General features: G+C 67.1%; 11 protein-coding genes. 4 read left to right on the top strand and 7 right to left on the bottom strand.

The genetic code is table 11. The features are described from left to right. Window positions 1-5: 5 nt before the first annotated feature. From AC1DN2_RS07265 to AC1DN2_RS07250, 4 genes are all read right to left on the bottom strand, one after another. On the bottom strand, window positions 6-2,099 hold the full coding sequence (locus AC1DN2_RS07265; protein ID WP_476849789.1) for a glycosyltransferase: 2,094 nt from the start codon (window positions 2,097-2,099) through the stop codon (window positions 6-8). 11 nt (window positions 2,100-2,110) lie between these two features. Next, entirely contained in the window at window positions 2,111-3,211 is a 1,101-nt protein-coding gene (locus tag AC1DN2_RS07260) for a hypothetical protein (RefSeq protein ID WP_223917141.1), read from the bottom strand. A gap of 93 nt (window positions 3,212-3,304) precedes the next feature. Then, window positions 3,305-4,303, bottom strand: a complete 999-nt coding sequence (locus AC1DN2_RS07255) for a glycosyltransferase family 2 protein (protein ID WP_476849788.1) — start codon at window positions 4,301-4,303, stop codon at window positions 3,305-3,307. Window position 4,304: 1 nt separating this feature from the next. Beyond that, entirely contained in the window at window positions 4,305-5,156 is an 852-nt protein-coding gene (locus tag AC1DN2_RS07250) for a glycosyltransferase family 2 protein (RefSeq protein WP_243180637.1), read from the bottom strand. Window positions 5,157-5,451: 295 nt separating this feature from the next. On the opposite strand from AC1DN2_RS07250, the gene AC1DN2_RS07245 reads away from it, so the two are divergent. After that, window positions 5,452-6,465, top strand: a complete 1,014-nt coding sequence (locus AC1DN2_RS07245; protein WP_476849787.1) for a glycoside hydrolase family 16 protein — start codon at window positions 5,452-5,454, stop codon at window positions 6,463-6,465. An 80-nt stretch (window positions 6,466-6,545) separates the two neighbouring features. On the opposite strand, the gene AC1DN2_RS07240 is transcribed toward AC1DN2_RS07245, so the two are convergent. After that, window positions 6,546-7,595 carry a metallophosphoesterase gene (locus tag AC1DN2_RS07240; RefSeq protein WP_476849786.1) on the bottom strand — a complete coding sequence of 350 codons (1,050 nt, stop codon included), beginning with the start codon at window positions 7,593-7,595 and terminating at the stop codon, window positions 6,546-6,548. A gap of 409 nt (window positions 7,596-8,004) precedes the next feature. Between AC1DN2_RS07240 and AC1DN2_RS07235 the strand changes: the two genes are divergently transcribed. The 3 genes from AC1DN2_RS07235 to AC1DN2_RS07225 all read left to right on the top strand — a co-directional run bounded on the left by AC1DN2_RS07235 (window position 8,005) and on the right by AC1DN2_RS07225 (window position 9,656). Beyond that, window positions 8,005-8,556, top strand: coding sequence for a YceI family protein (locus AC1DN2_RS07235; protein ID WP_028275465.1), 552 nt, complete (start codon window positions 8,005-8,007; stop codon window positions 8,554-8,556). A gap of 142 nt (window positions 8,557-8,698) precedes the next feature. Next, window positions 8,699-9,112 carry a YccF domain-containing protein gene (locus AC1DN2_RS07230; protein ID WP_028275466.1) on the top strand — a complete coding sequence of 138 codons (414 nt, stop codon included), beginning with the start codon at window positions 8,699-8,701 and terminating at the stop codon, window positions 9,110-9,112. Between the two features lie 70 nt (window positions 9,113-9,182). Continuing rightward, complete coding sequence (locus tag AC1DN2_RS07225) at window positions 9,183-9,656, top strand: SRPBCC family protein (protein ID WP_223917130.1); 474 nt, start codon at window positions 9,183-9,185, stop codon at window positions 9,654-9,656. Window positions 9,657-9,690: 34 nt separating this feature from the next. Here the strand turns inward: AC1DN2_RS07225 and AC1DN2_RS07220 are convergent, their stop codons facing one another. Next, the gene (locus tag AC1DN2_RS07220; RefSeq protein ID WP_476849785.1) at window positions 9,691-10,560 is read right to left on the bottom strand and encodes a DUF4031 domain-containing protein; all 870 of its coding nucleotides are present in this window, start codon (window positions 10,558-10,560) and stop codon (window positions 9,691-9,693) included. Window positions 10,561-10,690: 130 nt separating this feature from the next. Next, window positions 10,691-12,028, bottom strand: coding sequence for an FAD-binding oxidoreductase (locus tag AC1DN2_RS07215; protein WP_476849784.1), 1,338 nt, complete (start codon window positions 12,026-12,028; stop codon window positions 10,691-10,693). Between the last annotated feature and the right edge of the window lie 7 nt (window positions 12,029-12,035).

The raw sequence follows: 12,035 nt of genomic DNA, 5'->3' as shown, positions 1-12,035 counted from the left end.
TCGATTCAGGTCGGCTGGTGGCGCGCCGCTGAAGGAATCTCGCCTGCGGTGGAGGCGGGCTTCATCCGGGTCAGGGTGATCAGGCGCCAGGTGGCCATCAGGCAAGCAGCCGCTTGGGCAACGGCCCATAGGACTGAGACCCCGGTGAGGCCATATTGCTGCGCCACTGCCGCGGCGGGTGCCACGACCAGGATGGCGGCCAGAGTGGCGACTATCGTGGATTCGAAAAGCCGCCCTTGGGCCCGGCACAGCCCGTAGTAGACCTGGGTCACGCAACTCAGGAGGAGTGCCGGGACGAGTACAGGAATGAGGACCCACGCGGACGCGTAATCCGGTCCGAGGAAGCCCAGAAGCAGGGGGCCGGCCAGCAGCAGTATCAGCCCGGCCACGAGAGTCAGCATAAAGCTGGCCCGTAACGCGGAGGCGAGGAGGCCCGGCCGCCCCCGTGAACCCGCGAGGGCCGTTTGCAGGGTAAACCCGGCGGACTGCGGCACGAAGAACACTGCCGAGGCCATCATCCAGACCACATACCAGGCGGCAGTCGACGCCGGGCCCAGGGTAGCTGCAACGATGAGCGGGAGCAGGTAGCCGGGCGCGCGGTCGGCGAGCGTGAGGGCGTGGTTGGGAAGCCCTGGCTTCAGGAGATTGAGGGCCGGCCGAGGCCGGAAGCCGTGCTTCCAGTCGGGGGACACGTGGGCCCGTGCGAGCTGGCGCAGCCCTACGAGGACACTGGCCAGGGCGCCGGCGGCAACGGCGCCCACAATCACCGCCAGGTCACGGAGCCCGACAGCCAGCGCGGCGGCCAGGAAGAGGAGCTGGACGAGGGACTGTGCGAGGCTCCTGACCAGCGTGCGGTCGGCCCGTTCCTGGGCTACGCCCACGTGGTCGAGTTGGTAGGCGCTGGCGGCCAGCAGTGCCGTGGCCAGGAAAAGAATGGTGACCAGGGGGTCCCCCCAGGCCTCGCCCACGCCTGTGCCGAGCCAGGAGGTGACGGCAACCAGCAGGCCAGCGCCCAGCAGGGAGCACGTCGCCACGGTAAGCAGGCCGGTGGCGATGAGGCGCCGGCCGCCGTCAGTTTCCGCGGGCAGCAGCGTCAGCGTGGCAGGCCCGACGCCGAGCATCCCCAGCTGCACGGTCAGGAGCGCGGCTGCGACCACCGCGGACCCCAGACCAATTTGCTCCGGCGGGAGCACGAGGGCCGCGAGTGCCCAGAACAGGAAGCCCGTCACCATGGGGGCAATCCTCGCGGCGGCCAGCCAGGCCGCGTTCCCGCCGACCGAGATCGGTTTGTGGGCCGGCCGCAGGAGCTCGCCGGCCATGGCGCGGTAGTTGTAGAGCAGGAAGCCCACCCAGTACGGCAGGAAGCGGGGTGCCCGGACCAGGGACATGCCAACCCCCCGCACGGTGGCCAGCAGTGGCAGTATCACGAGCCAGCCGGCGCGGCCCGTGTGCTTGCGGACAGTCCGAGCCGTCCCGGCCCCGTCCTGGAGCCATTGGTCGCGGGCGTAGTCGAACGTGTCGTCGAACCGGTGCCTGACCACCACGGAGTCGGAGACGCCGAGCTTGAACCCGCCCTGCTCCAGCCGGATTCTCAGCTCCACATCCTCCCCGGAGCGGAAGTCGTCGTCGAACCCAACGTCGAGCAGCACGTCGCGGCGCATCAGCGTGGCGCTGACGCCAAACCACTTGCGCACCCGGCTGTGGTTGTGGTGCCAGGCCAGCGCAGCCCCCCAATAGCCGGGGCCGTCGGCTTCGCTGGCCAGCCCGAATTGCAGGCCGTCGTAGCCGCCGGCCTCGAATTCGGTCAGCAGCCGGGACAGGCTCTTCGGCGGAAGGACGACGTCGGCGTCGATCAGGGCGACAACGTCGCCGGTGGCAATGCGGGCGCCGAGCATCCGTGCGGCAGGCAGGCCGCGTCCTTCATCGGAGATGACAGTCGCCCCGCAGTCGCGGGCGATTTCGACAGTGTCATCCGTCGAGCAGCCATCCACCACGATCATCTCGTACGGGTGTTGGCTGCGGATCGACTCCAGGCACTCGCCCAGCCAGGCTGCGGCATTGCGCGCCGGAACAACAACCGACACCTTCAGATCGCTCACGTGGCCTCGCCTCACTCATCCAGTTTTGAACGAACCAGATTCGCGATGAAGTCAGAGGCCTGGTCCGCTGACCAAGCGGCGGGAAGCCGCAGCAGCCAGCAGGGAACGTCCTCCAGGGCCCGGCGCACCACGGCCGCCTTCTGGCCAAAATGCTCCTCCAGCGGGACGAGGCTGGTGGCGCCGAGGGCCTCGACAAGGCGCCGCGAGACCATGGGCAGTTCCGAATGGAAGTTGCCGACGACCCGGGACGTCATCCACTCGGCGCTGCGTGCTTCCAGCCGCGCGTCCGCGCCGTCGAAGCGCTCGAGGAAGATGGCCAGCTGTGCCGGCGCCGCGGACGAGATCCGTTGCGCCCCGAAAACATGCTCCGGCTGCACCATGCGGTGTTCGGGGGACCAGCGCCGGGTGAATGCGGCTGTTTTCGGATAGCGGACAATGACCGGATGGACCGCCGTGGCCAGATGGGCGACAGGAGTCGTCAGCCATCCGGGGGCCAGGGGCTTGCGGGTTCCCCGGAACATGTCCGGGTAGATGGCGCGGTGGTGGGGTTTGATGAACATCGGTTTGGCGTAGCCCATGAGCATTCCGCCGGCGCCCATGAAGGCCCAGTCGTCGGCCATGAACCGCACATCGGGCATGGCCACCAGCTTCGCCACCGTACTGGTCTTTCCAACACCTCCCCAGGCCGGCAGGAGAACCCCGGAGCCGCGGAAGTCCACCACGGCAGCATGGATCATTGCCGTCTCCTCCTGGACACACAGCCGGTCCAGCAGTGGAATCACAGAGGTCAGGAGCTCACCGGCGCCTTCGATCCGGTACCCGTCCTTTGTTTCGATGATCTGGACGCGGTCCGCCGGAATATAGAGGGACTCCCCGGTGAACCGGTAGGCATCCTCCGCGTGCGACTGGCTGGAAACCGGCGATATCTTGGCGCCGATGGTGATCCGCCGCGGCGCGGTGGAATTCCCCAGGAACGGGGCGAGCATATCCCGCAGTTGCGGTTCCCCTGGTGTGCCCGCCTCCACGTCGATGCCCACGATCCCGTGGACATCGAAGGAGGCTCCGGCAGAGGCGCCAATGGGCTGTTTCACGTCGCGCTCAGGTTGGCTCATGATCCAAGCTTTCTGGGGTCGGGTTCCTGCGGTCAGGTGGTTCCGGGTGCAGGGCCTGCACCGGGCGGTCTACGGGGAAGGGCGCAGCGCGGTTCATTTGACTTCCCGCCACGGCTCTTCCGGCGTCACAACAGCCGCTTTGGCCGGCGACGGCGCCGCAGGCAGCCGGCGGCCGCGCACATAGCCGGTCGCGGTGGCCGCGAGCACGGCGATGATGGCCGCTGCCCGGCCGAGCCCGGCACGGTCCCCGCCGCCGAGCCAGCCGCGGATTCCGGCGAATACTGCACGAGGCAGGACCTGCCGGACATAGCGCCGTTCGGGACCAAGTGCCCGTTTGTGGCCGACGACCCTGCTGACCTGTGCCTTGGAAATCCCTTCGCCCCAGGAACGGGCCAGCATGTAGCGCAAGGTGCCGCGCTCGGCCGGAACGTGGTGGTGCACCAGGGCCGCGGGCTCATAGACCACCCGGGATCCGGGAGCTCCGATCACCGCGCGGATGCACAGTTCGGTCTCTTCGCAGCCCAGCGGGACGGCGTCCTGGCGGCCCAAGGTTGTGTTGAAACCGCCGACCCGTTCCAGGACGCTGGCGCGGAAGGACATGTTCGCGCCAATGACGTTGCGGACCTCGGCGGCGACTTTGGGCATTCCCCGGTACGTGCAGCCGACAATCCAGTCGAGCTCGTTGGCGAAGTAGCCTGGCCGTCCGGCTTCCCAGAGCGGTTCCACCCGGCCGCCGACCGCCAGAACGTCGGGATCGTCGTACATCGCCGCGAGCCGTTCGAGCCAGTCCGGCTCGGCTTCGGCATCGTCATCGAGGAAGGCCACGATCTCGGCCTTGGCGATGCCTGCTCCGGTGTTGCGGGCGCCCGAGAGACCCTTGGGTCCGGCGTTCTCGATAATTACGGCATCCGGGACGGTAAAGATCAGGCGCTTGTACAAGTCCACGTTGTAGTCCACGACGACGATCGTCTGCTTGGGTGGGAAGGTCTGGGTGCGGACCGAGTCCAGGGCGCCGATCAGCCGGTCCCACCGGTCCTCCGAGTAGGAGCAAATGACCACGGATACTTCCGGAAGGCTGGAGTTCTCGGACATCCTATTCGCCTGCCCGTACGCCCAGGACGCTGCTGGGATCGGTGGGAACGTGCGGGAAGACCTCGTTGGGGTATTTGTACTTGACCCGACGCAGGGCTTCGGGGCGGGCGCCGGCGGTCGGGGCTTCCCAGCTCACGCGCTCGCGGGCCAGGGTGCGGAGGACCCGCCAGCCGTCCCGGAAGGTATGCAGGTTTGACTGCCCGGAGATGCGGGACAGTTCGTGGCTGGGTACCTCGGCAATGCGCAGGCCCGCCCTTGAGGCCCGCACAATCAGTTCAGTTTCGATCTCGAACCCGTCGGACTCCAGCTCCAGAATGTCAACGCATTCGCGGCGCAGGGCGATGTAGCCGTAGCAAAGGTCCGAGTAGTCGCTGTGGAGGACAGTGTTGGCGAGCCGGGTGAGCATCTTGTTTCCGCCGCTGCGCAGCCATGTGAGATCGTCTGAGCCGCCGCCCGTCACATAGCGGGAGCCTTTGACGAAGTCGTATTCGTGCTGGAGCGGAGTCACCAGCCAGCCGATCTCCTGGGGGTCCATACTGCCGTCGCCGTCGAGCATGACGATGATGTCGCCGGAGGCTGCGGCGAATCCGGCCCGCACGGCGTTGCCTTTGCCAGGGCGGGGCTCTGCCACCACCACGACGTCCAGGCGCAAGGCCCTGGCCACCTCCACTGTGCCGTCCAGGGAACGGCCGTCAACAATTACCACCTCATCCACATAGGAAGGCATACGCCGCAGCACCCACGGCAGGTTCATTGCCTCGTTCAAAGTGGGGATCACCACGCTGACCGAGGGATTTGCCGGCGGGGGCGTCGTTTGGGGGCGCACGTTCGGCTTGAGATTCGGGATGGACACTGGCCTCACCACTCAATGACGTATTCTGCTCGTCGCAACTACAGCGCTTTCCGACTCCTCCAACCGGAAAATAGACCCAATGCTTACGCTGTTCGGTCGTCGACAACTTAGTGATATACCCCAGGGTTAAAGTTTGGTTTCGCCACCTTGCATTAACCTTGGATTAACTGGAACCTTCAACCAAATTTGAGGCAAAACTGTTGATGGGCGGTTGCCTCCATGCGACACTGGCCGGATGCGGACACCCGTTAATTGGGGGCGCTTGCCGGCATGTCGCCGGCGTCTCCTGACTTTCATGACCATGGCGGTTCCCGCCATGGTCATGGTCCTGGCCCTGGCGGCGTGCGGCACGGATGCCGCTCCAGGGGGCGAGCGGCCGCTGTTCACGTCCATTTCGGCCTCGCCGGCGGCTCCGCCGACCGACGCCGGAACAGGGGCCCAGCCCGGGCTCCAGTCGGTGGCGCCGACTGAGCCGCCGGCAGGTGGCGCCGCCACTGCCGCCCCTGCGACTGGGAGCGCGCCGGCGTCCCGGCCTGACCGGACATCGGCACCGCCTCCGGACCGGACCACTGACACGGCCATGTCGGGGGATCTGCCCGGATGGAGGAACGTCTTTGTGGAGGACTTCTCCGGCGGCGACGTCCCCTTGGGCTCTTTTCCCGGGCCGCTTTACCGGGACCGGTGGAGTGCCGGATACAAAGACGGAACGCCGGATACGGACGGACAGGTCAGCGGCGGAAAATCGGGCTACTATCCCTCGAAAGTCCTGAGCGTCAAAAACGGCGTTCTGGACTGGTTCATGCATTCTGAAAACGGTGTCTTCATGGGTGCCGCGCCCACGCCCAAATTTCCGAATGCCAGCAAGAATCCCCCGAGAGCCAACAGCATGCTGTACGGCCGCTACTCAGTCCGGTACAGGGGGGATGTCATGCCTGGCTTCAAGACGGCGTGGCTCCTGTGGCCGGATAGTGGCATCTGGCCGCGGGACGGGGAGATAGATTTCCCCGAAGGCGACCTCGGAGCAATCCTGACGGCAGCTGCCCATTTCATGTCCTTGGATCCAAAGCGTTTTGAACAGTTCTTTTCCAATAAAGTTTCCACAGACTGGCATGTTGCCACGACTGAGTGGACCCCCGGTCGCGTTGAGTTCTTCATTGACGGACGATCCATCGGCGCGAGCACAACGGACGTGCCCTCGACGCCCATGCATTTCATCCTGCAGACCGAATCCTGCCTGCCTCTGTGTCCGGCTCCGGAAACCCAGGGCCACGTCTACCTGGACTGGGTCAGCATCTGGGTGCCGGCCTGATCCCTCTCGGGGCGCGTCCGACGGCTTACCCGCCGCCGCACACCTGAGCCCGCACACCTGCCGCCGAATGCCGCAGCAGATTACCGGCGGAGGGTAAAGGAATCCGAGAAGCTGTAGCCGTCGGCGGGAATGAACCGGGCGGCAAGTTCATCCGCCGTCGCCATGACATCCAGGGTCCCAAAAGCCGGGTCCTGGTTCTTCCCGGATGTGCTGGCGAAGTAGCGCATCTCCGGGTCCTCGGATCGGACGTTGTAGAGTCCGACGCCGCCAACGCCGACGGTGGCGAACACAGTCCCCGAGCCCTGGGCCATGGCGTCATCGGTATCGGCCAGGCATGCGGAGGCGAAGGTCGCGGGAACGAGTTCCGCGCAGCCTCCGCCCGTGGCCAGTTGATGCGTCCGCTGATAGACGTGGTCGTGGCCGGACAGGACCAGGTCCACCTGCTTTTCGATCAGCATGTTCGTAAAGTCCTGCCCCGCCTGGCAGTCGTAGTTGCCGACGCTCAGGCACGGGGTATGCATGCCCACCACCGTCCAGGGGATGTTCTGCGATTTGGCCTCGTCGATGGCGTCCGCGGTCCAGCGCCAGCGTTCGCTGTCCCTTGAGTAGTCCAGCGGCTCCCCGCCCCGGAAATCGATGCCGGGGGAAACCATGATGAAGCGGACAACCGGATTCTGCTCGGGGACATCGAGGCGCCATTGGACGCCGTATTCGCCCTGGAGGCCGGGCATTTTGTTGGGCAGGCACTGGACATACTTCTCGATGTCGCCATCCCGGCCGTCACTCTCGTGGTTTCCGGTCACCAACTGGTACGGGAAGTTCTCGCCGAGACGGGCGGTGACCATGTCGCAGAACTCCTGTTCGAGCCCGGCCTTGTATGCGAAGTCGCCCAGAGCCAGGTTCAGGTGCGGCTTGAGGCCGGCAACGGCGTCGAGCACTTTCTTGGCGCCCGAGCCTACGCCGATGTCACCCTGGGCGGTGAAATGCACGGGCTCGCCGGCCGACGGCGCGGCAGACGACGACGGCGGTGCGGTGGACGGCGATGGGGGCGACGGCGCGGGGGACGACGGCGTGCCGGGGCTCGGGCGCGGTGCGGGTTCCGGCGGCCCGGGCTGGCAGGCGGAAAGCAACAGACCCAGGCTCAGCAAGCAAGCGCCGATACCCGCCTTGCCATGTTTCCCCAGGGACCTGGCCACGATTCCTCACATCATTTGGTTGATCAGGACTGTGTAAATAGTTCTGCGAAATTCGGTGATTGGCCGGCATTTATAGGCCAGAGTAACCCGGCCGTGGAGCGAAGGCCAGAGAACGCGTCCGGCCCCGGATCGCTGGACCCGCCGTCGGAAATCCCGCCGCCGCCGCGCGACGCCGACGCGCGACGCCGCCGCCGGGGTGGCCGCTGGCGTGTCGCGTGCCGCGTGTCCCGCGTCAGGGCCGGTGGGACCTAGCCCGGGACGGGCTTCCTCGTTAGCATGCAGAGTGGGGAATACCCCGACCGCCCCGGCGGGGCAGGCCCGCCACCGCTCGAAGGAGACCGTTGTGACTCTGCCCGAAGGTTTGACCCCCGGAGTGTGGACATTGGACATGTCCCACAGCGAAATCGGTTTCAGCGTCCGCCACGCGGGCATCAGCAAGGTCCGCGGCCGGTTCAACGAGGCCTCCGCCGAGGCAAGGGTGCGCGAGTCGCTGGCGGACGCAAGCCTGCACGCCACGGTCAAGACCGCCAGCTTCGATTCGGGCGACGCCAACCGCGACGGCCACGTCCGCGGCCCGGACTTCTTCGACGTTGAGCAGTTCCCCGACATGACTTTTCGGGCCACCGGGATCCGGGGCGAGGGGGAAGACTATGTGCTGACCGGCGAGCTCACAATCCGTGGAGTCACCAAGCCGGTGGAGCTCGAAGTCGAGTACACCGGTGTGGCGGTGGACCCCTTCGGCGCCACCCGGGCCGGATTCAGTGCCGAGGCGGACATCAGCCGGAAGGAATTCGGCCTGACGTGGAACGCCGCCCTTGAAGCGGGCGGCCTGCTGGTCAGCGACAAGGTCAAGATCAACGTTGAGGCCGCCATGGTCAAACAGGCCGATACCTAAGCACCGACGAGGCGGGCCCAACCCGGACGGGCACCCGTGGACCGGGCTCGTGGAAACCTGTCCGGGGTTGGGCTCGAAAGTCAGGGATCTTTCCGGGTAAACCACTGATCCGAATGTCACTCCTACGGGCGAGAATTAATCCATGAAGACACTCTTGAACATCATCTGGCTGCTCTTCGGCGGCCTGTGGCTTGCCCTGGGATATTTCCTGGCCGGCGTCGTCTGCTGCCTGCTGGTCGTCACCATTCCGTGGGGCCTGGCCTCGTTCCGCATCGCATCCTATGCCTTGTGGCCGTTCGGCCGCATGGTGGTGGACAAGCCCGGCGGCAACGGCATATTCACCCTGGTGGGAAATGTCATCTGGCTGCTTGTGGCCGGGATCTGGATCGCGATCGCGCACGTCGTTACGGCCTTCGCCATGGCCATCACGATTATCGGCATTCCGCTGGCGATCGCCAATCTCAAGCTCATACCCATCTCGCTGATGCCGCTCGGCAAACAAATCATCCCGAGCAACACCCCGTATGTGACCGCCTACAGCCCCGGCCGGCGCTAGGCGGCGGCAGCGCAGCCAGCAGGCCGGGGGCACTTCGCCTGTCAGTTCAAGCAATCCGAGGGAGAGGACCATGAGCCAAACGGCAAACGGCGACACGGACCTCATGCTGGTCATTGTCCGCGAGTTCAGGGCGCCGATCCAGGGCGTGTGGTCGGCTTTGACGGACCCGGACCAGGCTCCGCAGTGGTGGGGCCCGCGCGGCTTCCACGTCCCGCGTGAGAGCGTCGACGCGGACCTCGAAGTCGGCGGCCTGTACCGCGCCTGCATGATTCAGGACAGTACCGGGCAGCAATTCTGGTGGAGCGGGGTGCATACCGATGTCGAGCCGCCGCACCTGTTCGTGTTCACCCATGCCTGGGACAAGCCGGACGGAACCCGCGGCTTCGAGACCGAGGTGACGATCCGGTTGGAGGAGATCGACGGCGGCACGCAGATGACCTTCACCCAGGGGCCGTTCGACTCCGCGGAAAGCCGCGACCGCCATGGCGAAGGGTGGCGCGAGTCGTTCGACCGGCTGGCGAATCACCTCAGCGTGGCTGCCTGAGCCGCCGGCCGCCGGTGGGAGGCCGGCACACGGCTCACGCGAGTTCGCCCTGCAGGTTCCGGCGGGCCGCGTCCAGCCACAGTGTCCGGCCACGGTCGGTATGGAAGAGCGGATCGAGCTGCAGCAACTGGCGGACGACGGAGGCGCGGCCGGCGGCGAAGTCGGCGTCGCCAATGTGGGCGAAATCTTCCCTGACGGCGGCGAGGTAGCGGGCGTAGGCCTCCGGTTCCCCGCCGAGGACGGAGAGGTCGGCGTCGCTGAGCAGGGCGCCGTCGTCGTCTCCGGGCTCCGGACAGTGGTCGGCCGTCAGCAGCACCAGGCGCACCACTTCGTCCACCTCGGCGGCCGGGAGACCGGCATGCCGGAGCCGGTCGTCGGCCAGCCGCGCCGACTCTTCCTCGTCCTGGCCTGCCACGCCGCGGTAGACGGCGTCGTGGAACCAGGCGGCCAGCAGCACGGCGCGGGGCGGAACGGCCGGATCGCACAGCAGGTCCAGGGCTTCCAGCACCGCCAGCAGGTGGGTGCGGCCGTGGTACTTCCGGTGTTCCTCGCCCCAGCGGTCCAGCAGGTCCAGGAAGAGGGCGTCGTGGCCCGGCAACGCCTCGTTCCAGCGGTTCAGGAGCGGGACCCGGAGGGCCTTGCCGCGCCGTCGGGCCGGGATCCGCAACCCGCTGGCGATCAACTTTCGGACGAGGACCCGGCCCTCCACAGGAATGGCGCCGGCCGCCACCAGGGCCTCGTAGCGGGCCTCGGCGACGTCGTAGTGGTCGCCGTCGAACGCTCGCCCGGGGATGCCGGCGGCTGCGGCGAAGGCGTGCAGTTCCGCGAGCGACGTGTCCGAGACCAGATGGGAAAAGTGGGTTCCGTGGGCAGGCCAGAGCGGCGGATCGACGTAGACGGCCATGGTGGCAGTCTAGCCCCGACCGCGGACACGCGCGGCCCGGACTGCGGGCACCGGTGCGGGCACCGGGCGGGCGCCGGGCGGGCGCCGCCGTCGGGGTCATGCCGCGACGGCGGGGCCACCGCCGTTGTGGTCACACCGCGACGGCGGGTCGGATGTTCTGGTTGCCGCGGAACACGTTCCCGGGATCAAACTCGCGTTTCACTTCTGCCAGCCGCTTGTAGTTTTCGTCGCCGTAGGCCGCGCGGATCCGGGCCTGGCCTTCGTCGCCGATGAAGTTCAGCCAGACGCCCCCGGTCGCGTAGGGGGAGATGTCCCGGCGGAAGCGTTTGACCCATGCCTTCGCGTCCTGCCCGCCCTGCGGGGTGTCGCCCAGGCCGAACGGGTGGCTCACCCAGTTGGCGGTCCGGTTCAGCAGCGGGGTGGCCGCGGCGGCCGGCCCGCTCACCGCCCCGCCCCAATGGGCGATCAGTTGCTGGGAGCTTGGTCCCGGGAGGTTCCGGGCCGAGTCGATGATGACGTCCAGGGCGTCGTCGGAGAGTTCATCGTGGTAGTCGGCACTCCAGTAGTTGTACTTGCCCGGCGGGTCGTCCAGGGAGCACTGGAAGTCTGCGTAGCCGGTGTCTTCCACCAGGTCCACAACAGGGCCCAGTTCCCGGTATGCCCTGGCATGTTCTTTGCCTTCCTCGGCATCCCCGGCGAAGACATACACGACGTACACCGCCATCTTGCCCACCATGGCCGCGGGCACGAAGGGTTCCGCCGGTGCAATCCCGTAGATGAGGGTGGCGGACTCTTCGTTGGGAGCCGCGGAGGCCAGGTCCCGGTATCCGCGGCTGAGTTCCGGGGCTGCGTCCCCCGGCCACATCAGCACCCCGGCATGCACGCGTGGCCCCAGCTGATGCAGGCCGAACGTAAACGAGGTGGCGACGCCGAAGTTCCCGCCGCCGCCGTGCAGGGCCCAGAAGAGTTCGGGATTCTCCTGGGCGCTGGCCGTCACCTGCTCGCCGGTGGCCGTGACCAGATCCACGGAGACGAGGTCGTCGCAGGCGAAGCCGAAGGCGCGCTCGAGCCAGCCGGAACCGCCCCCGAGCGTGAAACCCGCGAGACCGGTCGTGGAGACCCGCCCGCCCGTGATGGCGAGGCCGTATTCCTGGGTGGCGCGGTCAAACTCGCCGCAGGTGAGGCCCGCGCCCACCGTGGCAGTGCGGGCCTCCGGGTCCACCCGCAAGGATTTCATCGGACGAACGTCGATCACGAGGCCGCCGTCGTTCATGGACATGCCGGACACGGAATGGCCGCCGGCCCGGACGGCGACTTCGAAGCCGTGTGTCCGCGCATACGCCAACGCCTCGGCCACCCCTACCGGGTCGGCGCACGGGGCAATGACGGCCGGATGGCGGTCGATCATCGCGTTGAAGAGTCTTCGTGTTTCGTCGTACTCCGGGTGACCCGGCCTGACCCACCTCATGGCAGTG

Source organism: Arthrobacter sp. 01L42, assembly GCF_056400005.1.
The sequence above is the reverse complement of the archived record's forward strand: the minus strand, read 5'-3'. Positions and strand labels throughout refer to the sequence as shown.

What these genes read in the sequence shown, in the direction of transcription:
- AC1DN2_RS07260 (WP_223917141.1), bottom strand. Translation starts at nt 3,211, where the DNA reads ATGAGCCAACCTGAGCGCGACGTGAAACAGCCCATTGGCGCCTCTGCC.
- AC1DN2_RS07255 (WP_476849788.1), bottom strand. Translation starts at nt 4,303, where the DNA reads ATGTCCGAGAACTCCAGCCTTCCGGAAGTATCCGTGGTCATTTGCTCC.
- AC1DN2_RS07245 (WP_476849787.1), top strand. Translation starts at nt 5,452, where the DNA reads ATGACCATGGCGGTTCCCGCCATGGTCATGGTCCTGGCCCTGGCGGCG.
- AC1DN2_RS07230 (WP_028275466.1), top strand. Translation starts at nt 8,699, where the DNA reads ATGAAGACACTCTTGAACATCATCTGGCTGCTCTTCGGCGGCCTGTGG.
- AC1DN2_RS07225 (WP_223917130.1), top strand. Translation starts at nt 9,183, where the DNA reads ATGAGCCAAACGGCAAACGGCGACACGGACCTCATGCTGGTCATTGTC.
- AC1DN2_RS07220 (WP_476849785.1), bottom strand. Translation starts at nt 10,560, where the DNA reads ATGGCCGTCTACGTCGATCCGCCGCTCTGGCCTGCCCACGGAACCCAC.
- AC1DN2_RS07215 (WP_476849784.1), bottom strand. Translation starts at nt 12,028, where the DNA reads ATGAGGTGGGTCAGGCCGGGTCACCCGGAGTACGACGAAACACGAAGA.